Genomic DNA, 24,672 nt, shown 5'->3' on the forward strand with positions numbered 1-24,672 from the left:
CTAGAGAGGACGGGCACTTGAACAACCAGTTTGCCCCGATTTTCCGGCCGGAAATGTCGGGAGAGCTTGGAGGAAGCGCCGGGGACGGACACGGCAAGGGCAGTGTCGAACAACCGGGTTAATGAGGCCTCAACGGCCGGCCTTTGGCGACAGAGGCGGACCGCGACGCCTCATGAGAGCAGGACATGTCGGTGAAGAAAAAGCCCCTCGTCGTGGTGACGCGCAAGCTGCCGGATTCGATCGAGACGCGAATGCGCGAGCTGTTCGACGCGCGGATCAATCTCGAGGACACGCCGATGTCGGCCGACCAGATCGCGGAAGCCGCGCGCACCGCCGACGTGCTGGTTCCGACCGTGACCGACCACATCAGCGCCGATGTCGTGAACCAGCCCGACTGCAAGCTCCGCCTGATCGCCAATTTCGGCAACGGCGTCGACAATATCGACGTTGCGGCCGCCCATGCCCGCGGCATCACCGTCACCAATACGCCGAAGGTTCTGACCGAAGACACCGCGGATATGACCATGGCGCTGATCCTGGCCGTGCCGCGGCGGATGATCGAAGGCGCCTCGATCCTGACCGAAGGAAAGCCCTGGGCGGGCTGGTCGCCGATGTGGATGCTCGGCCACCGCATCGGCGGCAAGCGTCTCGGCATCATCGGCATGGGCCGCATCGGCCAGGCGGTGGCGCGCCGCGCGCGCGCGTTCGGCCTTCAGATCCACTATCACAACCGCCGTCCCGTCGCTCCTGTCATCGCCGAAGAGCTCGGCGCGACTTATTGGGAAAGCCTCGACCAGATGCTGGCGCGGATGGACATCATCTCGGTGAATTGTCCGCACACGCCGGCGACCTATCATCTGCTCTCGGCACGGCGGCTGAAGCTGATCCGCAAGGACGCCTACATCGTCAACACCGCGCGCGGCGAGGTGACCGACGAGGACACGCTGATCAAGTTGATCGAAGGCGGCGAGATTGCCGGCGCCGGCCTCGACGTCTACGAGCATGAGCCCGCGGTCAACCCGAAGCTGGTGCGGCTCGCCAGGGCCGGCAAGGTGACGCTGTTGCCGCATATGGGCTCGGCCACGATCGAAGGCCGCGTCGAGATGGGCGAGAAGGTGATCATCAACATCCGCACCTTCCTCGACGCCCACAAGCCGCCGGATCGCGTGCTGCCGAGCATGCTCTGAGGCTTACGTCCCGCGCCCTTCCCGCTTGCGCCAGTCCGCAACGAAATCGATGAACGCACGAAGCGCAGGCGGCGTCTGGCGTCGGCTCGGATAGTATAGGAACGGTCCGGGAAACGGCTCGCACCAATCCTCCATCAGGCTGACCAGCGCGCCGGACTTCACGGCGTCATGCACGTAGCCATCGAGCGTTGCCCACACGCCGACGCCGTCGAGCGCAGCGCGCATGGCAAGGCTCATATTGGTCGAGATCAGCTTGGCCGGCGGATCGACCTTCATGATCTGACCGTTCTTCTCGAACTCCCAATCATGCATGACGCCGCTCGAATAGCGGGCGCGAATGCAATCATGCTCGAGCAGATCCTTCGGATGCTCCGGCCGGCCGCGGCGCGCGACGTAGTCGGGCGATGCGACGACGACGTAGCGCTGCGGGCCGCTCAGGGGGATCGCGACCATGTCCTGCGCGAGGTGCTCGCCATAGCGCGCTCCGGCATCAAAGCCGGCGCTGACGATGTCGACGAAACCGCTTTCGGAGACGATGTCGAGATCGACCTTGGGATGCGCGGCGAGAAACGGGCCGACCATCGGCGCCAGCACCAGATCGACCGCCGGCGGCGGTGCGTTGATGCGCAGCCGGCCCGAGGCGACCGCGCGCAGGCCTCGTACTTGGTCCAGCGCATCGCCGACCTCGCGCAGCGCCGGCGCCACCCGCGACAACAGCAATTCTCCCGCCTCGGTCAGAGCGACGCTGCGGGTGGTGCGATTCATCAGGCGGACGCCTAGGCGCTCCTCGAAGTCGCGCAGACGCTGGCTAAGGCTCGATACCGACACGCGAATTTCTACCGCCGCACGCCGGAAATTGCGGGTGCGGGCGACTGCCACGAAGACATCGAGGTCGCGCAGATCAGGCTCGGCCATTGTTCGCCATTGTGAACAAGCCATTCCGGATTGTCCAGCTTATCGGCTCAATCAGTCGGGCGCATATCCGTCCTCGTCACGCGGCGCTCAACCGCCGCCCTTCGAGGAGAGCCATCATGGAACAACGAAAACTCGGTTCAACCGGCCCCACCGTCTCGAGCCTCGGTCTCGGCTGCATGGCCATGTCCGACGCCTACGGTCCTTCCGATCGCGGCGAAAGCATCGCCACCATCCATGCGGCAATCGATGCGGGCATCACGCTGCTCGACACCGGCGATTTCTATGCCATGGGCCACAATGAAATGCTGATCCGCGAGGCGCTCAAGGAGGTTTCACGCGAGAAGGTGCGGATCAGCGTCAAGTTCGGCGCGCTGCGCGGTCCCGCCGGCGACTTCATCGGCATGGACTGCCGGCCGGTCGCAACAAAGAACTTCCTCGCCTATTCGCTCCAGCGGCTCGGCACCGATTATGTGGACATCTATCGTCCGGCGCGGCTCGATCCGAACGTTCCCATCGAAGACACCGTCGGCGGCCTCGCCGATCTCGTGAAGGCCGGCTACGTCAGGCATATCGGCCTGTCCGAGGTCGGCTCCGACACCATCCGCCGCGCACATGCCGTGCATCCGATCGCCGACCTTCAGATCGAATATTCGCTGATCGAGCGCGGCATCGAACGCGACATCCTCAAGACCTGCCGCGAGCTCGGCATCGGTATCACCGCGTACGGCGTCTTGGCGCGCGGCCTGATCAGCGGTCACTGGTCGAAGGATTCGGGCAAGGCCGGCAAGGATTATCGGCTGATGACGCCGCGTTTCCAGGGCGCGAACCTCGATGCCAATCTCGCGCTGGTCGAATCGCTGCGCACGATTGCGAACGACGTCGGTGCAACGCCGGCGCAAGTCGCGATCGCCTGGGTGGCCGCGCAGGGCCGGGAGATCGTGCCGCTGATCGGCGCCCGCACCCGCAACCGTCTCGACGAAGCGCTCGGCGCAACCAAGGTGACGCTGACGCAAACTCATCTCGCAGCGCTGGCAAAAGCCTTCCCGCCGGATGTCGCTGCCGGCACGCGTTACACGGCCGAGCAGATGGCGCATCTCGATAGCGAGAAACCGGCCACCAGGTAACGGCGGCAATCAGGTGCGATGGGCACTGAGATCGCGGATCACGGGCCCGTCGCCGTTGAGCGGATTGGCTGGATCGCGCCCGTAGCGCAGCGTTTCGAAGCGCATCGCGCGCGCGTCGATCATCAGGAGACGGCCGACGAGGCCGTCGCCGAAGCCGACGATCTCGCGGATCGCCTCCAGCGCCATCATCGAGCCGAGCACGCCCGCGAGTGCCCCCATGACGCCGGCCTCCGCACAGGCCGGAACGGTACCTGGCGGGGGTGCTTCCGGAAACAGGCAGCGATAGGTCGGATTGAACTCGCCCTGCTCGTTCGTCTCATGCGCGCGGATGGTGGTGAGCGAGCCGTCGAAGGTCCCGAGCGCCGCCGTGATCAACGGCCGCTTCGCGAAGAAGCAGGCGTCGGAGACGAGATAGCGCGTCGAGAAATTGTCGGAGCCGTCGAGCACGAGGTCATAGTCGCCGATCAGGCTGAGCGCGTTATCCGCGTTGAGCCAGGTGGCGTGGCCGACGAAGCGGACATGCGGATTGAGCGCCGAGATCCGCTCGGCGGCGCTCTCGACCTTGTGGCGGCCGATGTCGGGCGTGGTGTGGATGACCTGGCGCTGCAGATTGGACAGCGAGACCACGTCGTCGTCGACCACGCCCAGCGTGCCGATGCCGGCGGCAGCCAGATACATCAGCGCGGGCGCGCCGAGCCCGCCGGCGCCGATCACCAGCACGGAGGCCCGCTTCAGCGCGGCTTGGCCCGGCCCGCCGACATCGCGCAGCACGATATGGCGGGCATAGCGTTCGAGTTCGTCCGGGCTCAGCATCGTCCTACATTCCTCTCACTCCTCATGGTGAGGAGCGCGGAACGCGCGTCTCGAACCATGAAGGCCCCGATCTCGCCCGTGGCCATCCTTCGATGACGCGGCCTTGGGGCCGCTCCTCAGGATGAGGACTTGAGTTCGCGGCTCCTGTCAAACCTGAACCACCCCAACATTGTTCGCGACCAACGAGATGTGCTTCAATGACACTGCGTTCAATGGGCTGGCTGGATTTGTCATGAGATCGATGCTTGCGGCAACACTGATGTTTGCGGCCGCTACAGGCGCGAACGCCCAGATGACGGCGCCACAGGTCCCCGGGACCAAGCCGAAAACGGTTCAGACCGTCCCGGTCCGGCCTCCTGCGATGCAGACGCCGTCAGCGACGGCCGATGCCATGGCAAAAGCGGAGCGGCTGTCGCTCCAGTCCGACCTCGCCTGGGTCGGCCAATATAACGGCGCCATCACCGGCGACGTCAGCGAGCGCATGGTCAACGCCATCAAGGAGTACCAGAAGGCCAAGGGCGGCAAGCCGACCGGTGTGCTCAATCCGCAGGAACGCACCGCGCTCGCCGAGGCGGCCCGAAAGAAGCAGGAGAGCGTCGGCTGGAAGATCGTGACGGAGCCGACCAGCGGCGCCCGGCTCGGCATCCCCGGCAAGCTGGTGCCGCAGCAGGCAAGCGACGCCAACGGCTCGAAATGGACCTCGCCGACCGGCACGGTTCAGGTGCTGCTTAGCCGCCGCAAGGAGGTGAACCCGACCTCGGCAAAGCTCGCCGATCTGGAGAAGGAGCCGTCCGGGCGCAAGGTCGATTACACCGTGGTGAAGCCCGACTTCTTCGTGCTGTCGGGATTGCAGGGCCTGAAGAAATTTTACGTGCGTGGCACCTTCAAGGGCGACGAAGTCCGCACCATGACGATCCTCTACGACCAGGCGACCGAGAACACGGTCGAGCCGGTCGTGATCGCAATGTCGAGCGCATTCAATGCATTTCCGTCCGGACCGCAAGCCGGGCCGCCGCCGCGCAAGACCGTCGAATACGGCACCGGCATCGTCGTCAGCGACGACGGTGCGATCGTCACCGACCGCCTCGTCACCGATGGCTGCCTCGCGATCACGATCGCCGGTCATGGCAACGCCGACCGCCTCGCCGAGGACAAGGGGCATGATCTCGCGCTCCTGCACATCTACGGCGCCCGCGCCCTGAAGCCGCTCAGCCTCGCCGGCGGCGCAGCGAAGGCGAATGTGGACATCGTCGGCATCGCCGATCCGCAGAGCCAGGGCGGCGCGGCCGGCGTGTCGAGCGTCAAGGCTGCGCTGACGGCGGCGACAAGCAGCAATTTCGCGCTGTCGCCTCCGCCCGCGGTCGGCTTCTCCGGTAGCCCGGCCATCGACGCCGACGGCAAGTTCGCGGGCATCGCGCTGCTGAAACCGGCGATGGTTGCGGGACCTGCGACGTCGGTGCCGGCATTACAGGCTGTGATGGTCTCCGCCGAGAGGATACGGGATTTCCTGAAGGCGAACGGCGTCACTGCGAATGGCACGTCGACGGATGCGAAAGCGGCCGTCGTGCGCGTGATCTGCGTGAGGAAGTAGGACGGGCGAAAGCACCCATTCTCCCCTGTCCCGGACGCGGCGCGGCACAAAGTGACGCTCCGCAGAGCCGGGACCCATGCGTCCTCAAATTCCGTGCAAGCGGCTCACTGGGCCCCGGCTCTGCAGCGCATCGCTTTTGCGCTGCGCTTTGTCCGGGGCACAACGGTCAACCATCACACGTACGACTACGGGTCCGGTAATGGTACGGATTCGCTGGCATTCCCTATTCCGCCATCATCGTTACCGTTGATTCGGACCTCCGCGATCCCCCTTTGGATCGGGCCGGCACGTCCTGAGCGAGAAGAGCTCAGCATCGCGAAGCGGTGCACGTTCGCGTGGCGCATTCCTGACCCAGCACTCCAAAGGATTGAACTTCAATGCACACGATCGTACTGGCCACCCAAAAGGGCGGCAGTGGCAAGAGCACCCTCGCCGTCGGCCTCGCGCTGGCGGCCAAGCAGGTCGGTTTCACCGTTCGCCTGATCGAGACCGACCCGCAGGGCACCCTGTCCAACTGGCAACGCCGCCGCACCACGGACGATCTCGTCGTCGAACCGATCTATCACGCCGCCGACATCGAGCCGCGTCTGAAGATGCTCGCCGACAGCGGCCTCCAGCTCGCGATCGTCGACACCGCGGCCGGTCTCAGCGCCGCGACCACCGCCGCAATCCGCCATTCCGACCTCTGCCTGATCCCGGCCCGCCCGAGCGTCGCCGACATCGAGGCCACCGCCTCGACGCTGAGCGTCGCGCGCGCCTGGAAGCGGCCGTACGGCTTCGTGCTGAACCAGACGCCGATCCGCGGCCAGCGGATCGACAACGCCGCCAGCACCCTCGCTGAAGAAGCTTCGCTTGATCTCGCCGAGGTGCTCGCGCGTCCACTGATCGCGATGCGCAACGACCACCAGGATTCGCTCGCCAGCGGCCTTGCCGTGGGCGAATTCGCGCCGAACGGCAAGTCGGCGGACGAGATCCGCGGCCTCTGGCGCTGGATCCAGACCCGGCTGGAGCTCGAAGCCCCGACCAATGTCCTGATTGACCAGGTGATGTCGGCCGCCGACGGCATGTTGCACGTCGCCGCTGGCCTTGCTGCGGACGAGAGCACCACATTGGCGTCCTGAGCGGAGCGATCGCTCAGCCGCCAGACGGACTACTTCGCCATCCGGAGAAAGAGCCCAGGCGAGAAAGCAATCCGGCCATCAGCCCGGTCGGATTGCTTCGCTATGCTCGCAATAGTGGAGTAGTTCCTGCTGCGGCTTTGCGCTCATCTACGGTGACGACGTCACTTCTGACATTTCGGACACCAGAAGGTCGATCGGCCGTTCTGCGTGAACCGCTTGATCGTGCCGCCGCAGCGCGGCGTCGTGCATTTCTCGCCTTCGCGGTCGTAGACCTTGAACGAGTGCTGGAAGTAGCCGAGCTCGCCTGACGTCTGGCGATGGTCGCGCAGACTCGAGCCGCCGGCCTTGATCGCATCGTTCAATACGGTGTGAATCGCGCCGACCAATCGCTTGGCATGGTCCGTCGGCTCGCCCCCGGCAACGCCTTTGCGTTGTCCGGACTTCGTCGACAAGGTCGCGGCGATCCGACGCGGCGACAGATGCGAGCGATGCAGCGCCTCGCAGACATAGATGTTGCCAAGCCCTGCCACGACGCGCTGGTCGAGCAGCGCGGCCTTCAGGCTGGTGGTCTTGCCGGCGCAGGAGCGCGCCAGCATCGCGGCGTCGAATTCGTTGCCGAGCGGCTCGGGTCCGAGCCCGCGCAGCAGCGGCTCGTCGTCGAGCGCATTGCGCGCGATCACTTTCATGTAGCCGAAGCGGCGCGGATCGTTAAACACGATGTCGGCGCCGGAGGACATCCGAAACAGCACGTGGTCGTGCGTGGAATCCTTGGCCCGCGGATAATGAAACTCGCCGGGCTGAGTGTCGTTGCCCGGCTTGATGACACGGAACGAGCCCGACATGCCGAGATGCATCAGCAGAACGTCGCCGGAGGCGAGATCGGCCATGAGATATTTTGCACGGCGGCCGAGGCCCGTGACGACCTGGCCCTTGAGCCGGGCCACGAAGTCCGGCTGGAACGGGAAGCGCAAGTCCGGCCGCCGGGCCTCCGCGACAAGGATTTTCGCGCCCTCCATCACCGGCTGAAGCCCGCGGCGGACGGTCTCGACTTCTGGCAATTCAGGCATGGTCAGGCATTCACCTTATGAGGGCGGTGTGATAGCGCCATTGCGGCGGGCGCGCTATGGTCCGCCTCGCGGAGTAGAGTAATGGATCGGCCGGGCGAAACCACGCATTTTGGCTTCAGGGACGTCCCCCTGGGCGACAAGCAGACGCTGGTGAACGATGTGTTTCACAGCGTGGCGTCGCGCTATGACTTGATGAACGACCTGATGTCCGGTGGCCTGCACCGGGTCTGGAAGGACATCATGATCACGGCGCTCGACCCGCCCAGGGGCGACCGGCCGTTCGCCCTGCTCGACGTTGCCGGTGGCACCGGCGACATCGCGTTCCGCGCCGCCAAGGCCGCGGGTGCGGGTTTCCATGCCACCGTCTGCGACATCAACACCGATATGCTGGCCGTGGGCCGCGAACGCGCCGCCAGGCAGCATCTCGACACCCGGGTCGACTTCGTCGAAGGCAATGCCGAAGCGCTCGCCTTCGCCGATCGCAGCTTCGACGCATATACGATCGCTTTCGGCATTCGCAACGTGCCGCAGATCGACCTGGCGCTGCGCGAGGCCTATCGCGTGCTGAGGCCCGGCAGCCGCTTCCTCTGCCTGGAGTTCTCGACCGTCGAGATGCCCGGGCTCGACAAGCTCTACGATCTGTTCTCGTTCAAGGTGATCCCGCCGCTCGGCCGCATGGTCACGGGCGACGCCGAATCCTACCAATATCTCGTCGAATCGATCCGCAAGTTTCCGAGGCCTGCCGCTTTCGCCGACATGATCCGCGAGGCCGGCTTCTCCCGCGTCAGCTGGCAGACACTCTCCGGCGGCATCGTGGCACTGCATTCGGGCTGGCGTTTGTGATCTCTGCCATCACCCACATGACGCGCCTGATCCGCGCCGCGTTCGTGTTCGCGCGTGAGGGCGTGTTCGGCTCGGTCGATCCGAGCCTCGTGCCGCCCCCGGGACAGCTCGCGCTGAAGCTGGCGCGCCTCGTCGAACGCCGCGGCACCAAGCACGGCCCGCGGATCGCGCGCGCGCTGACGCGGATGGGCCCGGCCTATCTCAAGCTCGGACAATTCCTGGCGACGCGTCCCGACGTGGTCGGCGTCATCATGGCGCGCGACCTCGAAAGCCTGCAGGACCGCCTGCCGCCGTTTCCGCAGGACGAGGCCGAGGCCGCCATCGCGACGTCGCTGGAACGGCCGCTGAAGGACATTTTCGCAAGCTTCGGCCCGCCGGTCGCGGCTGCCTCGATCGCGCAGGTGCATCGTGCCGAAGTGCTGCGCGACGGTATCCGCAAATCGGTCGCCGTGAAGGTGCTGCGGCCCAACGTCGCCGCACGCTTCCGCCGCGATCTCTCCGATTTCTTCTTCGTCGCGCACAAGGCCGAAGCCTATTCGGCCGAGGCGCGGCGGCTGCGCCTGGTCGAAGTCATCAACACCATGTCGCGATCGGTCGCGATGGAGATGGATTTGCGGCTCGAAGCCGCCGCACTGTCGGAGATGGCGGAGAACACGCGCGAGGATCCTGACTTCCGCGTGCCGACCGTCGACTGGGATCGCACGACGCACAACGTGCTGACGATGGAGTGGATCGACGGCATCGCGCTGAACGACCACAAGCGCCTTGCCGAGTCGCAGGTCGACCTGCCCGACCTCGGCCGCAAGATCATCCAGAGCTTCTTGCGGCACGCGCTGCGCGACGGCTTCTTCCACGCCGACATGCATCCGGGCAATCTGTTCCTGGATGACGCCGGCCGTCTCGTCGCGGTCGATTTCGGCATCATGGGCCGGCTCGGCATGAAGGAGCGGCGCTTCCTCGCCGAGATCCTGCTCGGCTTCATCACCCGCGACTATCGCCGCGTCGCCGAGGTGCATTTCGAAGCGGGCTATGTGCCCGCGCACCATTCGGTCGAGAATTTCGCGCAAGCCATCCGCGCCATCGGCGAGCCCATTCACAACCGCACCGCCGAGGAGATCTCGATGGCGCGGCTGCTGACGCTGCTGCTCGAGGTCACCGGCCTGTTCGACATGACCACGCGGCCCGAGCTGATCCTGCTGCAGAAGACCATGGTGGTGGTCGAGGGCGTGGCCCGCGGCTTCGATCCCAAGCTCGACATCTGGAAGATCGCCGACCCCGTGGTACGCGAATGGATCGAGCGCAATCTCGGGCCCATCGGCCGGGTGCAGGGTGCGCTGGCCGGGACCGGCGACATCGCGCGCGTGCTGATGCGCCTGCCGGAGATCGCCGAGCGGTCGGTGAAGGTCCTCGAGCAGCTCGAGACCATGACCCGCGAGGGCATCAGGCTGTCGCCGGAGAGCATCGCGGCCATGGGGCGCAGCGAAGGCCGCAAGAACCGCTGGCGCACCGTGGCGCTGTGGATCATCGCCGCGACATTCATCGGCATCCTGATCGCCGTCCGGAATCTTTGATTGCACTGCAATCACGTGAGTGATAGCATCGCTATCATTCCGTGCTGGAGGGCGTCATGGCAAGCCTGACCATCCGCAAGCTCGACGACGGCGTCAAAACCTATCTGCGGCTGCGCTCGGCCAAGAACCGCAGGTCGGTCGAGGAAGAGGTCCGGGTCATCCTGCGGGAGCTGATCGAGGGCCGCGAGGAGCCGCTGACGCCGTTTGCGGTGCCGCCTGCCCCGTCCGCCGCACCGGCGCCGCAGCGCACCGGCGCCCTCCCCGAGGCCAGCGTCACCCTGATCATCGGCGGCGGGATCGCGGCGTACAAGTCGCTCGACCTGATCCGCAGGCTGAAGGAGCGCCGCATCGAGGTCCGCTGCGTGCTGACCAAGGCGGCCCAGCAATTCGTCACGCCGCTGGCCGTCAGCGCGCTCTCGCATGAGCGCGTCTACACCGACCTGTTCGACCCCCAGAGCGAATTCGACGCCGGCCATATTCGCCTCGCGCGCGATTGCGACCTGATCGTGGTGGCGCCGGCGACCGCCGACCTGATGGCGAAGATGGCGAACGGCCATGCCGACGATCTCGCCAGCGCCATCTTGCTCGCGACCAACCGCAAGGTGCTGCTGGCGCCGGCGATGAACCCGCTGATGTGGAGCAACGCGGCGACGCGCCGCAACGTCGGCTTGCTCCAGCGCGACGGCGTGGTGCTGATCGGCCCCAATTCCGGCGAGATGGCCGAAGCCGGCGAGGCCGGAATCGGTCGCATGTCGGAAGCGATCGAGATCGCCAATGCCGCCGAACGGCTGTTGCGGCCGCCGGCGCCGCGGCCGCTCGCGGGCAAGCGCGTGCTGATCACCGCGGGTCCCACGCACGAGCCGATCGACCCCGTGCGCTACATCGCCAACCGCTCCTCCGGCAAGCAGGGCTTTGCCATCGCCGCCGCCGCGCAGGCCGCCGGCGCCGAGGTGATCCTGGTGAGCGGCCCGGTCGACCTCGACGATCCACCCGGAGTGACGGTGAAGCACGTCGAATCGGCACGGCAGATGCTGGAGCAGGTGCAGGCCGCGCTTCCCGCCGATATCGCGATCTTCGCCGCCGCGGTCGCCGACTGGCGCGTCGCCAACGAAGGCGAGCAGAAGCTGAAGAAGACCGCAGCCGGCATGCCGCCGCTTCAGCTGGTCGAGAATCCCGACATCCTCGCCACGATCTCGAAACTGACCGACAAGCGCCCGCCCCTGGTGATCGGCTTTGCCGCCGAGACCGAACATCTCATCGACAACGCCAAAGCAAAACTCGCGCGCAAGGGCTGCGACTGGATCGTCGCCAATGACGTGTCGCCGGCCACCGGCGTGATGGGCGGCGACCGCAACACCGTCCACCTCCTCAGCCGCAAGGACGGTGCCAAGGACGGCGAGATTGCGGTTGATTCCTGGCCGGTGATGACCAAGGAACAGGTCGCCATCGAACTGGTCGCACACATTGCCAGACGCGCGACCGACAAATCCCTGGAGACGGCATCTTGAGCACGAAGGTCACGGTCGAACTGCAGCGCCTCGCCCATGCCGAAGGTCTGCCGTTGCCGGCCTATCAGACCAGCGAGGCCGCCGGCCTCGATCTCATGGCAGCCGTTCCGGACAGCGAGCCGATGACGCTCGCCCCCGGCCAATACGCGCTGGTGCCGACCGGCCTTGCGATCGCGCTGCCGCCGGGGCACGAGGCGCAGGTGCGGCCGCGTTCGGGGCTTGCCGCCAAGCACGGCGTCACTGTGCTGAACTCGCCGGGCACGATCGACGCGGACTACCGCGGCGAGATCAAGGTGATCCTGATCAACCACGGCGCGGCGCCCTTCGTGATCAAGCGCGGCGAGCGCATCGCCCAAATGGTGATCGCACCCATGGTGCAAGCTGCCCTGGTTCCCGTCGCGACGTTGTCGCCGACCGATCGCGGCGCCGGCGGCTTCGGCTCGACCGGCCGCTGAAGTCCTTACCCCTCCGCGAGCGAGCGGGAACGCGCACCCTGATCGTGGCGAGCAATCCGCGCGACCTGCGGAACCCCAAGAATTACGTGGGCGGGAACACCACGGCGGCATTTTTGGGGGCCCGCCTTTACGTTCACGATCTGGACTCTTACCGGCGGAGTCACGGTGGGGGTATTGTCTTTTGATTCGCGCGCGACGGGGGTCGCCGCGCGCAAATTCGTGCGGTCTTGGGGCAACTATGTCAGGCGTGATCGTGTCGATGCGTCGGACGCTGCTGTCGTGCACGTCGCTGGCGCGCAGCGGCTTGATTGGGAGCGCTCTTGCGGCGCTGCTGCCGGCTGCGCCGGCCCGGGCCGCCGATCTCATCGACACCCTCTCCACCATGCTGGATTTCAACCGGCAGGAACTCGCCGTCCTCGCCACCGCGCTGGCGCTGCTCGGATTCTCGGTGGTGGCCGCGATCCTGTTGATGCGCACGCGGGTCCGCCTGGTCAAGAACGAGGCGCGGCTGCGCGCACGGATCGGGGAACTTCAGCTCCAGGCCGACCGTTTCGGCGCGCTGCTGTTCGCCGAACCGCAGATTCTGATCTCCTGGCCGGCCGGCGATAACCGCGTTCAGATCTCCGGCGACATCTCCATGGTGCTGCCGCGCGACTCCTCCCCGCAGCGCGTGCTGGCGTTCGGAACCTGGCTGCCTCCGGAGCCCGCGCTTCAGATGGACCATGCCGTCGACGCGCTGCGCGATCGCGGCGACGGGTTCCAGCTGACCTTGACCACCGCGCACGGCCATACGCTGGAAGCGATCGGCCGCGCCATCGGCGGCCAGGCCATTGTCCGGATTCGCGAGCTCTCGGGACTGCGCCGCGATCTGGCCGAGACCCATCTGCGCTACAAGGCGCTCTCCGACGAGACCGAGATGCTGCGCGGCCTTGCCGCCGCCGCGCCCTGGCCAATCTGGGCCAAGGGTGAGAACGGCGCGCTGACCTACGCCAATCCGGCCTATGTGCGCGCCACCGAAGCGAACAGCGTCACCGATGCCCAGGAGCGCAAGCTCGAGCTGCTCGACAGTGCCAACCGCACCGCGATGGAACGGGGACTGAAGGACGCGGCCAATTTCAGTTCGCGGCTGCCGATCGTGATCGGCGGCGAGCGGCGTATCTACGACGTGCGCGCCATCAATGTGGGCGGCGGCAGCGTCGGCGTCGCGATCGATGCCAGCGAAGCGGATGCACTGAGGTCGGCGCTGGTGCGAATGGCGGAGGCGCACCGCCGCACGCTCGACCAGCTCTCCTCCGGCGTTGCCGTGTTCGACGGCCAGCGCCGCCTCGCCTTCTACAATGATTCCTATCGGCGGCTGTGGGACCTCGACCGCACCTTCCTCGACGCCAACCCTGACGATTCCAGCGTGCTCGACCAGCTCCGCGCCGCGCGCAAATTGCCGGAGCAGCCGGATTTCCGCGCCTGGAAAGCCAAGCTGCACGAAGCCTATCGCGCGGTCGAGACCGCCAAGGACACCTGGTTCCTGCCTGACGGCCGCGCGCTCTCGGTCGTCACCACGCCGAATCCCGAGGGTGGCGTCACTTACCTGTTCGACGACGTCACCGAGAGCCTCGACCTCGCCCGCCGTTTCGACGGCCTGATCCGCGTTCAGCGCGAGACGCTGGACAGCCTCGCCGAGGGCGTCGCGGTGTTCGGCAGCAACGGCAAGGCGCAGCTGTTCAATCCGGCCTTCGTCCGGATGTGGAAGCTCTCCAGCGATGCCATGCGCGACGAGCCGCACATCCAGACGGTGGAAGGCTGGTGCCATCAGCTCTACGACGATCCCGTCGTCTGGCGCCAGATCCGCGAGGCCATCACCTCGATCGAAAACCGCGCCGACGTGCCGCTGAAGCTGGAGCGCAAGGACGGCAGCGTGCTCGACGGCATGATCCGGCCGCTGCCCGACGGCGCCACCATGCTGACGTTCCAGGACATCACCGACACCGAGAATGTCGAGCGCGCGCTGCGCGAGCGCAACGAGGCGCTGGAGGCTGCCGACCAGATGAAGGTGGATTTCGTCCACCACGTCTCCTACGAGCTGCGCTCGCCGCTCACCACCATCATCGGCTTTGCACATTTCCTCAGCGATCCCTCGACCGGGCCGCTGACGCCGAAGCAGGCCGAATATCTCGACTACGTCACCAAATCGACCAATGCACTGCTCGCGCTCACCAACAACATCCTGGATCTCGCCACCATCGACGCCGGCGCGATGAAGCTGGAACTCGGGCAAGTCGACGTCAGCAAGGCCATCGAGCTCGCCGCAGAGGGCATCCAGGACCGGCTCGCCACCGACCGCATCCGCCTCAAGGTCGAGATCGCGCCCGACGTCGGCAGCTTCACCGGCGACGAGAAGCGCGTGGTGCAGGTGCTCTATAACCTCCTGGCCAACGCCGTCGGGTTTTCTCCACAGGATTCCACCGTCGGCATCAGCGCACGGCGCACCGAACGCAGCGTGGTCTTCACCGTGACAGATTCGGGACCTGGAATACCTGCCGACATGAAGGACAAGGTGTTCAACTGGTTCGAAAGCCGCTCGCAGGGCTCGCGTCACCGCGGCGCCGGGCTCGGCCTGTCGCTGGTGCGCTCCTTCGTCGAGCTGCATGGCGGCAAGGTGCGGGTGGATTCGATCGTCGGCCGGGGCACGGTCGTGATCTGCGATTTCCCGACCGACCAGGCGGCGCATCGCGACGCCGCCGAATGACGGAACCAACCACATTCTCCGTCGCGCTCCACAACGAGACGGCCACTGCGCAATTGATGGCCGACCTCGCGCTGCTGGTCGGCCCCGGTGACGTCATCACCCTCACCGGCGATCTCGGTGCCGGCAAGACTGCGGCGGCGCGCAGCCTGATCCGCTACCTCGCCGGCGACGAGACGCTGGAAGTGCCGAGCCCGACCTTCACGCTGGTGCAGGGCTACGAGCTGCCGCCTTTCCCGGTGATGCATGCCGATCTCTACCGCGTCGAGGACGAGAGCGAGCTCGAGGAGATCGGCCTGTCGCCGCTCCCGGATGCCACCCTCGTCCTGATCGAATGGCCCGAGCGCGCACCGTCGGCGATGCCCGAGGATCGCATCGACATCGCGCTGACGCACCGACCGGCGCTGGGATCGAGCGCACGCGCCGCCGACATCACCGGCCACGGCAAGGGCGCCGCCATCGTTGCACGGCTGCAGGCGCTGCGCGAATTCCTCGGCGCATCCGGTTACATGGAGGCGACGCGCAAGCGCATGGCCGGCGATGCGTCGACGCGCTCCTATGCGCGGCTGCTGCGCGACGACGGCATCGTCATCCTCATGAACTTTCCGCAGCGGCCCGACGGCGCGGCCCTGTACAACGGAAAGTCCTATAGCGCCGCGGTGCATCTGGCCGAGAACATCAGGCCTTTCGTTGCCATGGACGCAGGCTTGCGCGTGGTGGGGATCTCGGCGCCCGCGATCCACCATTACGATCTCGACCACGGCTTCCTGATCTCAGAGGATTTCGGCAGTGAAGGCGTGGTCGAAGGTGATCCGCCGCGCCCGATCGCCGAACGTTACGAAGCTGCGACCGACGTGCTGGCCGTGCTGCACAGAAGGACATTGCCGCAGACGCTGGAGCTGCCGGATCAGACCTACACCATTCCTGTCTTCGACACCGAGGCGCTACTGATCGAGATCGGGTTGATGCCGGAATGGTATCTGCCCGATCGCAACGCACCGCTGAGCGATCAGAAGCACGCAGAGTTCTTCGCGATGTGGCGCGAGTTGCTGAAAAAGCCGTTGGCCGGGCCGAAGACGTGGGTCATCCGCGATTATCACTCGCCGAACTTGATCTGGCTCGCTGACCGCGACGCCATTAAACGCGTCGGCGTGATCGACTTCCAGGACGCCGTGCTCGGGCCGCACTCTTATGACGTGGTGTCGCTGCTGCAGGATGCGCGTGTCGACGTCCCTGAAACCCTCGAGCTGGCGCTGCTGTCGAGCTACATCAAGACGCGCCGCTTAAGCGATACGAACTTCGATGCGGCCGGCTTTGCCGAGAGCTACGCTATTATGTCGGCGCAGCGGAACACGCGCCTGCTCGGCACCTTCGCCCGGCTCAACCGGCGCGACGGCAAGCCGCATTACCTGCGCCATCAGCCGCGGATCTGGACCTATCTCCAGCGCTCGCTAGCGCATCCCGCGCTGAGCTCCTTGCGCGAGTGGTATCTCGCCAACGTGCCGCCGCCCCAAGGGGCGTCCCAAGGACCGTTCCAAGCGGCATCTCAAGCCTGATTGAGACCCGATTTACCGGCCGTTAGCCAAAACGTCGGTATTCTGGCGGCGAGGCAGCCGGATGATTACGGGGCTGGAGCAGGACAGATGGCGGTACAGACGGATCAGCGCGGCAACAGCCGGGTTGTTTTCGAACGCGGGATTCCGGCCCAGGTGATGGGAATCGACGGCACCTGGCGGCGCGACTGCACCATGGAGGACGTCTCCGAGAGCGGCGCCAAGCTGACCATCGACGGCTCGGTGGAAGGGCTCCATCTGAAGGAATTCTTTCTCCTGCTGTCGTCCACCGGGCTGGCGTACCGGCGCTGCGAACTTGCCTGGGTCAATGGCGACCAGATCGGCGTCAATTTCCTCAAGCTCGGTGACAAGAAGAAAAGGGCGCGTTCCGCGACCATTGGGGCGTGACGGCAACACCCGTCGTACAACCGTCACGGCGGGTGGTTAAGGCGGTCGAGATGCGATGCGGCTGATCGAGCCTCGTGGTAGGATTGCTGCGAATGCGAACGGTCTGAGAAAGCGAAGGATGCCCGTCAAACCGACCAAAGCCATGGTGCTCGCCGCAGGGTTTGGCCTGCGCATGCGTCCGCTGACGGACAAGATGCCGAAGCCGATGGTGCCGGTGGCTGGCCAGCCGCTGCTCGACCACGTGCTCGACAAGCTCGGCCAGGCCGGCGTGACCGAGGCGGTGGTCAACGTGCATTACCTGCCCGACCAGATCATCAATCACGTCGCTTCGCGCCAGCATCCGCGCGTGACCATCTCCGACGAGCGCGACCAGGTGCTCGGCACCGGCGGCGGCGTGGTCAAGGCACTGCCGCTGCTCGGCGACGCGCCGTTCTTCCACGTCAATTCCGACACGCTGTGGATCGACGGCGTGCGCTCGAACCTGACGCGGCTCGCTGAAAATTTCGACCCGGAGCGCATGGACATCCTGCTGCTGATGGCGCCGACCGCAACCAGCATCGGCTATGGCGGCCGCGGCGATTACGGCATGCTGCCCGACGGGGCCCTGCGCAAGCGCAAGGAAAAAGAGGTCGTTCCGTTCGTCTATGCCGGCGCGGCGATCATGTCGCCGTCGATCTTCGCCGACGCGCCGAAGGGCGAGTTCTCTTTGACCAGGATGTTCGATCGCGCCAACGAGCAGGAGCGGCTGTTCGGCCTCCGGCTTGACGGTGTCTGGATGCATGTCGGCACGCCTGATGCCGTTCACGCCGCGGAAGAGGCGTTTCTGGAGAGCGTGGCGTAAGGCCCGCTCGTGTCCCGGACGCTGTGCAGCGCGTAGCGGTGCACAGCTGAGTCGGGACCCACACGTCCACAGCCGTGATGAAGCTACATCGGCCCCCGGCTCAGCGATGCGTCATTTCATGCCGCGTTGCGCCCGGGGCACGAGACCGCCGTCGCCGCGAACAGCGGGGACTACTCACCTGCGCCCATGACCATTTGACGCTGCCTCCCTATATTGCCCTGATTCTCGAATCAGGCGGCTCATGCGCGTTTTCAGCGTTCCCATCTCAGTTCCGTTTCTGCGCACGGTCGTCACGGCCCTGCTCGACGGCCGGCTGGTCGAGGGGTTCGAGGCCCGCAAGGAACCGGCGCGGCTGGCCGACGCCACGCTGTATTTGCCGACAAGGCGCGCGATGCGCGTCGTGCGTGAGATCTTCCTTGACGAGATGAAGGCGGACGCAGTGGTGCTGCCGCGCATCGTCGCGCTCGGCGACATCGACGAGGACGAGCTCGCCTTCGCCGGCGAGAGCGAACAGTTTTCCGGTGCAGCGCCGCTCGACATTCCGCCGCGGCTGGGCGAGCTCGAACGGCGGCTGACACTGGCGCAGCTCGTCGCCGCCTGGGCCAGGGGCCCGGTGCTGTCGCCCCTGGTGGTCGGCGGGCCGGCCTCGACGCTGGCGCTTGCATCCGATCTCGCGCGCCTGATCGACGACATGGTCACGCGCGGCGTGGACTGGAGCGCGCTCGATGGGCTGGTGCCGGACCAGCTCGATCGCTACTGGCAGCACTCGCTCGAATTCCTGCGCATCGCGCGCATGGCCTGGCCCAATCATCTTGCGGAGATCAACCGGATCGAGCCGGCCGCGCGGCGCGATCTCCTGATCGCGGCGGAAGCCAAACGGCTGACCGCGCATCCGAACGGGCCGGTGATCGCGGCGGGTTCGACCGGCTCGATGCCGGCCACCGCGAAGTTCTTGCACGCAGTCGCGTCGCTGCCGCATGGCGCGGTGGTGCTGCCGGGCCTCGACACCGATCTCGACGACGACGCGTGGCGCACCATCGGCGGCGTGCGCGATGCGCTCGGCAAGTTCGTGGAGCATCCGGCCTCGAACCATCCGCAATATGCCATGCACGCGCTGCTGCAGCGTTTCGGTATCAAGCGTGGCGATGTCGAATTGCTTCAGCCCCCAGCGGACGACGGCCGCGATCTGCTCGCGTCCGAATCGATGCGGCCCTCCGCCAGGACGGAAGTCTGGCACGACCGGCTGAAGCAGCCTGACGTCGCCGCGAAGATCGCCGGCGGCATGAAGAACCTCGCTGTCGTCGAAGCCCCCAACCCTGAGATGGAAGCGCTCGCGATCGCCATTGCGATGCGCGAGGCGCGGCATCTCGACAAATCGGCGGCGCTGGTGACGCCCGACCGCGCGCTGGCGCGGCGGGTGATGGCGGCGCTGACTCGATGGGACCTCGCCTTCGACGATTCCGGCGGCGATGTGCTGATGGAGACATCCGCCGGCACTTTCGCGCGTCTCGCGGCAGAGGCGGCGACAAAGGGGCTGGAGCCGGCAACATTGCTGGCGATGCTGAAGCATCCGTTATGCCGGCTCGGCCGCGCGCCCGGCACGTGGAAGATGGCGATCGAAGGCCTCGAGCTCGCAGTCCTGCGCGGCACGCGCCCGCCGGCGGCCACCGCAGGCCTCCTGCGCGAATTCAACCGTTTCCGCGAGGAACTCGCAAAGCTCTGGCGCCGCGAGGTCTCCGCGCTGCACCGCGCCGAGCCGCGGGCGCGTCTCAAGGCGGAGGATCTCGATCGCATCCAGGCGCTGATCGATGTCCTGCAAAAGGCACTGGCACCGATCGAAAGCCTGCCGCCCGCGAGACCATATGACTTCGCCGAGCTCGCGCATCGGCATCGCGAGATCATGATCGAGCTGTCGCGCGACGAGCAGGGCATCCCGCTCGCCTTCGAGGATCGCGATGGTCTCGCGCTTGCCAGCGCCTTTGACGATCTCCTGCGCAGCGGCACGGCCAGCGGGCTGATGGTGCCGCTGCCCGACTATCCCGACGTCTTCCAGACGGCGTTCGGCGATCGCGCAGTGCGGCGGCGCGACAGACCCGGCGCCCGCCTGCAGATCTACGGCCCGCTGGAATCGCGCCTGATGCAGGCCGACCGCATCATCATCGGCGGCCTGATCGAAGGTGTCTGGCCTCCGGCGCCGCGCATCGACCCCTGGCTCAGCCGGCCGATGCGACACGAGCTCGGGCTCGACCTGCCGGAGCGCCGCATCGGCCTCTCCGCCCATGACTTCGCGCAGCTGCTCGGCGGCGGCGAGGTGATCCTCACCCATTCCGCCAAGGCCGGCGGCGCACCGGCGGTCGCCTCGCGCTTCCTGCACCGTCTGGAGGCGGTCGCGGGCGATGATCTCTGGAGCGCGGCTGTCCGTGCCGGCGAGAAATATGTGCAGTTTGCGGCCGCACTGGACCAGCCCGACGAGGTCAGACCGATCAAGCAGCCGGAGCCGCGGCCGCCGCGCGCCATGCGGCCGCTCAAGATGTCCGTCACCGAAATCGAAGACTGGCTGCGCGATCCCTATACGATCTACGCCAAACGCATCCTGCGGCTCGATGCGCTCGATCCGGTCGACATGCCGCTCTCGGCTGCCGACCGCGGTTCGGCGATTCACGATGCGCTCGGCGAGTTCACCGAGGCCTATGCCGCACATCTGCCCGACGATCCCGCGCGCGTGCTGCGTGCGATCGGCGAGAAGCATTTTGCGCCGCTGATGGAGCGCCCCGAGGCGCGGGCGCTGTGGTGGCCCCGCTTCCAGCGTATCGCGCGCTGGTTTGGCGAATGGGAGACGGCGCGGCGCGACGCGATCGAGGCAATCACGGCCGAGACCCGGGGCGAGATCTCGATCCCGCTCGACAACGCGCGCACTTTCTATCTTTCCGCGCGCGCCGACCGCATCGAGCGCCGCCAGGGCGGCAGCTACGCCATTCTCGACTACAAGACCGGGCAGCCGCCGACCGGCAAGCAGGTCCGCATGGGCCTGTCACCGCAGCTCACGCTGGAAGCCGCGATTTTGCGCGAGGGCGGCTTCCCAGATATCGACGCCGGCTCCTCCGTGAGCCAGCTCGTCTATGTCCGTCTCAGCGGCAACAATCCGCCGGGCGAGGAGCGCATCCTGGAGCTCAAGTTCAAGCAAGGCGACGAGCCGCAGCCGCCGGACACCGCGGCAGCCGAAGCGCGAGCCAAGCTGGAAGCGCTGATCCGTGCCTTCGAGGACGAGAGCCAGGCCTATACCTCGCTGAATCTGCCGATGTGGGCGAACCGCTACGGCACCTATGACGACCTCGCCCGGATCAAGGAATGGTCCGCCGCCGGAGGATTGGGGATCGAGGAATGGTGAAGGCGCCGCGTCCCATCCCCGACGAGGCGCGCGCGCGACAGGCGCGCGCGTCCGATCCGACTGCATCGGCCTTCGTCTCGGCCAATGCCGGCTCGGGCAAGACCCATGTGCTGGTGCAGCGCGTGATCCGCCTGTTGCTGTCGGGCGTGCCGCCGGAAAAGATCCTCTGTATCACTTTCACTAAGGCCGCCGCGGCCAACATGGCCGAACGTGTGTTCACCACGCTCGGGCATTGGGTGACGCTGGATGATGCCGCCCTCGATGCCGCGATCCGCGCCGTCGGCATCCCGCATCCCAGTGCAAAGCTGCGGCGCGACGCGCGAAAACTGTTCGCCTGCGCACTGGAGACCCCGGGCGGGCTGAAGGTGCAGACCATCCATGCGCTGTGCACCCGCCTGCTCCAGCAGTTTCCGTTCGAGGCCAACGTGCCGGCGCGCTTTGCCGTGATCGACGAGCGCGACCAGACCGACATGATGGAGCGCGCCAATCTGAAGGTGCTGCTGGAGGCAGCGCGCGCCCCCGAGAGCGTGACAGGACGCGCGCTCCTGACCGCGATGTCGAGTGCCGCCGATGTCACCTTCAAGGAGGTCGTGCGCGAAGCGTGCCTCAGCCGCGATCACTTCATGGCCTGGACCGACGAGGCCGGCAACGCGGAAGCCGCAGCGGCGCAGATGGCTGCGGTGCTCGGCGTTGACGTGAGCGACCGCATCGAGGACATCGAAACGGAGATTCTGGATGGTCCGTTCCTGCCGCGATCGCGCTGGGACGACATCGCCTTCGCGCTGGAAAACGGCAGCAAATCGGACAATGACCAGGCGGGGCGCCTCCGCGCGGCAAAGGCGTTCTCCGGCAGCGACCAGGTCGATGCCTATTTGTCCGTCTTCCTCACCGACGACAAGCTGCCGCGCAAGGCGGTGCTGACCAAGAAATTCTGCGATCACAATCCGTCCGTTGCCCGCCTGTTCGAGGCCGAGGCGCAGCGTCTTGCAGGACTGATCGAAAAGCGTCGCGCCGTGACGGTTCGTGACCGCACCGCCGCGCTGCTGCACATCGCGACCGCCGCTGCCGCGAATTACCGCCGCGAGAAGCAGGAGCGCGGGCTGCTCGACTATGACGACCTCATCGACAAGACGCTGGCGATGCTCGATCGCGTCTCCTCGGGCTGGGTGCATTACAAGCTCGACCGCGGCGTCGACCACGTCCTGATCGACGAGGCGCAGGACACGAGCCCCCGGCAGTGGGACATCGTCGCGCACATCATCTCCGAATTCACCGCCGGCGAAGGCGCGCGCGAGGGGCTGAACCGCACCATCTTCGCGGTCGGCGACGAGAAGCAGTCGATCTTCTCGTTCCAGGGCGCAGCGCCCCACGAGTTCGATGCGCGCCGGCGCGAGCTGCATCGCAAGTTCACGGCCGCCGGGCTGAAATTCGATCCGGTCGCCTTCACCTATTCGTTCCGTTCGGGTGCGACGATCCTGCACTCCGTCGACCACGTCTTCCGCGATCCGCAGATCTACAAGAGCATCCATTCGGTCGAGATCGGTCATCCCCTGCACAATGCGCTCGCCGATGCAGGGCCGAGCGTGATCGAGCTGTGGGATCTGGCCGAGGCCGACGACAGGCAGGACATCGAGGGCTGGCGCGCGCCCTTTGACGGCGTCGCCGTCACCAGTCCGGAGGTGAAGCTCGCCCGCCGCATCCAGGCCGAGATCAAGCGGCTGGTGGAGAGCGGCACGCTGACGGGACACGAGGGCGAGCGGCGGCCGCTGCGTTATGGCGACATGCTGATCCTCGTGCGCCGGCGCGGCAACGCATTCGACGCCGTGATCCAGGCGCTGAAGCACGCCAACATTCCGGTCGCCGGCGCCGACCGTCTCAAGCTCACCGAGCACATCGCCATCATCGATTTGATGAACCTCGCCGACGCGCTGCTGCTGCCGCAGGACGATCTCGCGCTCGCGGTGGCGCTGAAGAGCCCGCTGTTCGGGCTCGATGACGACGATTTGTTCACGCTGGCCTGGGACCGCAAGGGATCGCTGCGCCGCGCGCTCGGCGAGCACGCAGCTGGAAGCGAAAAGTTCGCCGCTGCGTTGCGGCGCCTGGAAGCCTGCGAGATGCTCGCCACCGAGGAGACGCCGTTCGCGTTCTATGCCTGGCTGCTCGGCGGCGACGGCGGCCGCGCGCGCATCCTGCGCCGGCTCGGCCATGAGGCCAACGACGCCCTCGATGAATTTCTTGAGCTCGCGCTGAACTACGAGCGTAAGGCACCGGCCTCGCTGCAGGGCTTCATGGCCTGGCTGCGCTCGGCCGATACCGAGGTGAAGCGCGACATGGAGATCTCGCGCGACGAGGTCCGGGTGATGACCGTGCACGGCGCCAAGGGCCTCGAGGCCTCCGTCGTGTTCATGGTCGACACCACCTCCTCGCCCGCGGACTCGCAGCGGCTTCAGCTGATCAACGTATCGCGCGACAATGGCGGCGAGGTCGTGGTCTGGGCCGGCCGCAAGGCGGATGATCCCAGGCCCGTTGCCGAGGCGCGCAAGGCGATGATCGAGGAGACAGAAGACGAGTATCGCCGTTTGCTCTACGTCGCGATGACGCGCGCGGCGGACCGGCTGATCGTCGGCGGCTGCCTGCCGGGCAACAGGAAGGACGTCCGCAAGCTGAGCTGGTACGACCTCGTCGACACCGGTCTCGCCGGCGCGGGCCTGAACAAGCAGATCATCGAGACGCCGCTCGGCAAGGTCACCCGATTCGCCCGACCGGAAGATGTCGCGGCGCTGGGGGCGCCGGCGGCGCCCCGGGACCAATCGATCGTGCTGCCGGACTGGCTGCGGACGCCGGTGCCGAGCGAGCCCATCGACGACGATCCCGTGCGCCCCTCGGGCCAGTCTGCCGAGGAAGGCCGCAGCGTGCGGACCGGCGAGTCAATCCAGTCGCGCGCTCTGGCGCTGCAGCGCGGCACGCTGGTGCACCGTCTGCTGCAATCCCTGCCCGACATCGCCGTTGAGCGCCGGCGCGAGGCGGCGCTCGGCTTTATGGCACGCAATGCCTCGGACTGGCCGGAGGCCGACCGCATTGCGCTGGCCGATAAGGTGCTCGCCTTGATCGCCGAACCGCGTTTCGCCCCGGTCTTTGCCGTCGGAAGCCGCGCGGAGGTTGCCATCGCCGGCCGGCTGGAGCGGCCGGGCCGCGCCCCGGCGCTGGTGTCGGGGCAGATCGACCGGCTGGTGGTTCGCCCCGAGGAGGTCCTGATCGTCGATTTCAAGACCAACCAGGCAGCCCCCAGAAGCGCCGCAGAGGCGCCGGCGGCTTATGTCCGACAGCTTGCGCTGTACCGGGCGGTGCTGTCGCGGCTCTATCCCCGAAAGCCCGTCAGGGCCGTCCTGCTCTGGACGGAGGCCCTTGAATATATGGAGATTTCGGCCCCCGCGCTGGACGCGGCGCTGGCATCCCTTCATCTCGGTGTGAGCGTCCTTGACCCGGCAAGGAGCCGTTCATAGGTTGACCACATGATCCCGGGCGCGATTCCAGGTCGCGCCGATTC

At 66.6% G+C, this 24,672-nt stretch carries 17 protein-coding genes; 14 read left to right on the forward strand and 3 right to left on the reverse strand.

Features of this window, described 5'->3' with window-relative positions; genetic code table 11:
* Window positions 1-185 precede the first annotated feature (185 nt).
* Window positions 186-1,187: a 2-hydroxyacid dehydrogenase gene (locus ACM42_RS15285; RefSeq protein ID WP_028176483.1), complete on the forward strand. Its 1,002-nt coding sequence runs from the start codon at window positions 186-188 to the stop codon at window positions 1,185-1,187.
* Window positions 1,188-1,190: 3 nt separating this feature from the next.
* Here ACM42_RS15285 and ACM42_RS15290 read toward each other — a convergent pair whose 3' ends face one another.
* On the reverse strand, window positions 1,191-2,102 hold the full coding sequence (locus tag ACM42_RS15290) for a LysR family transcriptional regulator (protein WP_271528706.1): 912 nt from the start codon (window positions 2,100-2,102) through the stop codon (window positions 1,191-1,193).
* Between the two features lie 116 nt (window positions 2,103-2,218).
* Here ACM42_RS15290 and ACM42_RS15295 point away from each other — a divergent pair, with 116 nt between their 5' ends.
* Window positions 2,219-3,226, forward strand: a complete 1,008-nt coding sequence (locus ACM42_RS15295) for an aldo/keto reductase (protein ID WP_271528707.1) — start codon at window positions 2,219-2,221, stop codon at window positions 3,224-3,226.
* A 9-nt stretch (window positions 3,227-3,235) separates the two neighbouring features.
* Here ACM42_RS15295 and ACM42_RS15300 read toward each other — a convergent pair whose 3' ends face one another.
* A complete protein-coding gene (locus tag ACM42_RS15300; protein WP_271528708.1) occupies window positions 3,236-4,039 on the reverse strand; it encodes a HesA/MoeB/ThiF family protein in 804 nt (267 codons plus the stop codon).
* Between the two features lie 232 nt (window positions 4,040-4,271).
* On the opposite strand from ACM42_RS15300, the gene ACM42_RS15305 reads away from it, so the two are divergent.
* Together ACM42_RS15305 and ACM42_RS15310 are read left to right on the forward strand one after the other, a co-directional pair.
* The gene (locus ACM42_RS15305; RefSeq protein ID WP_271528709.1) at window positions 4,272-5,630 is read left to right on the forward strand and encodes a serine protease; all 1,359 of its coding nucleotides are present in this window, start codon (window positions 4,272-4,274) and stop codon (window positions 5,628-5,630) included.
* A gap of 377 nt (window positions 5,631-6,007) precedes the next feature.
* On the forward strand, window positions 6,008-6,751 hold the full coding sequence (locus ACM42_RS15310; RefSeq protein ID WP_271528710.1) for a ParA family protein: 744 nt from the start codon (window positions 6,008-6,010) through the stop codon (window positions 6,749-6,751).
* A 161-nt stretch (window positions 6,752-6,912) separates the two neighbouring features.
* Here ACM42_RS15310 and mutM read toward each other — a convergent pair whose 3' ends face one another.
* Complete coding sequence (mutM, locus tag ACM42_RS15315; protein WP_271528711.1) at window positions 6,913-7,818, reverse strand: bifunctional DNA-formamidopyrimidine glycosylase/DNA-(apurinic or apyrimidinic site) lyase; 906 nt, start codon at window positions 7,816-7,818, stop codon at window positions 6,913-6,915.
* Between the two features lie 81 nt (window positions 7,819-7,899).
* Here mutM and ubiE point away from each other — a divergent pair, with 81 nt between their 5' ends.
* From ubiE to addA, 10 genes are all read left to right on the forward strand, one after another.
* Window positions 7,900-8,661, forward strand: coding sequence for a bifunctional demethylmenaquinone methyltransferase/2-methoxy-6-polyprenyl-1,4-benzoquinol methylase UbiE (gene ubiE, locus ACM42_RS15320; RefSeq protein ID WP_028176477.1), 762 nt, complete (start codon window positions 7,900-7,902; stop codon window positions 8,659-8,661).
* Window positions 8,658-10,232 (forward strand): 2-polyprenylphenol 6-hydroxylase, encoded by a 1,575-nt coding sequence (gene ubiB / locus ACM42_RS15325; RefSeq protein WP_271528712.1) that lies wholly within the window; start codon window positions 8,658-8,660, stop codon window positions 10,230-10,232. Before ubiE ends, ubiB begins: the two co-directional genes overlap by 4 nt.
* Window positions 10,233-10,288: 56 nt before the next feature.
* Window positions 10,289-11,740, forward strand: a complete 1,452-nt coding sequence (gene coaBC / locus ACM42_RS15330) for a bifunctional phosphopantothenoylcysteine decarboxylase/phosphopantothenate--cysteine ligase CoaBC (RefSeq protein WP_271528713.1) — start codon at window positions 10,289-10,291, stop codon at window positions 11,738-11,740.
* Window positions 11,737-12,195 (forward strand): dUTP diphosphatase, encoded by a 459-nt coding sequence (gene dut, locus ACM42_RS15335; RefSeq protein ID WP_271528714.1) that lies wholly within the window; start codon window positions 11,737-11,739, stop codon window positions 12,193-12,195. The genes coaBC and dut overlap by 4 nt, the downstream gene beginning before the upstream one ends.
* A gap of 238 nt (window positions 12,196-12,433) precedes the next feature.
* A complete protein-coding gene (locus ACM42_RS15340) occupies window positions 12,434-14,938 on the forward strand; it encodes a sensor histidine kinase (protein WP_271528715.1) in 2,505 nt (834 codons plus the stop codon).
* Window positions 14,935-16,491: a tRNA (adenosine(37)-N6)-threonylcarbamoyltransferase complex ATPase subunit type 1 TsaE gene (tsaE, locus tag ACM42_RS15345; RefSeq protein ID WP_271528716.1), complete on the forward strand. Its 1,557-nt coding sequence runs from the start codon at window positions 14,935-14,937 to the stop codon at window positions 16,489-16,491. The genes ACM42_RS15340 and tsaE overlap by 4 nt, the downstream gene beginning before the upstream one ends.
* Window positions 16,492-16,578: 87 nt before the next feature.
* Window positions 16,579-16,896 carry a PilZ domain-containing protein gene (locus ACM42_RS15350; RefSeq protein ID WP_271528717.1) on the forward strand — a complete coding sequence of 106 codons (318 nt, stop codon included), beginning with the start codon at window positions 16,579-16,581 and terminating at the stop codon, window positions 16,894-16,896.
* 118 nt (window positions 16,897-17,014) lie between these two features.
* Window positions 17,015-17,737: a nucleotidyltransferase family protein gene (locus tag ACM42_RS15355; RefSeq protein ID WP_271528718.1), complete on the forward strand. Its 723-nt coding sequence runs from the start codon at window positions 17,015-17,017 to the stop codon at window positions 17,735-17,737.
* A gap of 241 nt (window positions 17,738-17,978) precedes the next feature.
* Window positions 17,979-21,125: a double-strand break repair protein AddB gene (addB, locus tag ACM42_RS15360; protein ID WP_271528719.1), complete on the forward strand. Its 3,147-nt coding sequence runs from the start codon at window positions 17,979-17,981 to the stop codon at window positions 21,123-21,125.
* Complete coding sequence (gene addA / locus ACM42_RS15365; RefSeq protein ID WP_271528720.1) at window positions 21,119-24,628, forward strand: double-strand break repair helicase AddA; 3,510 nt, start codon at window positions 21,119-21,121, stop codon at window positions 24,626-24,628. The genes addB and addA overlap by 7 nt, the downstream gene beginning before the upstream one ends.
* The last annotated feature ends 44 nt before the right edge of the window (window positions 24,629-24,672 follow it).

This window comes from Bradyrhizobium sp. CCBAU 25338, from assembly GCF_028128965.1.
In the GTDB taxonomy this organism is placed as follows: domain Bacteria; phylum Pseudomonadota; class Alphaproteobacteria; order Rhizobiales; family Xanthobacteraceae; genus Bradyrhizobium; species Bradyrhizobium liaoningense.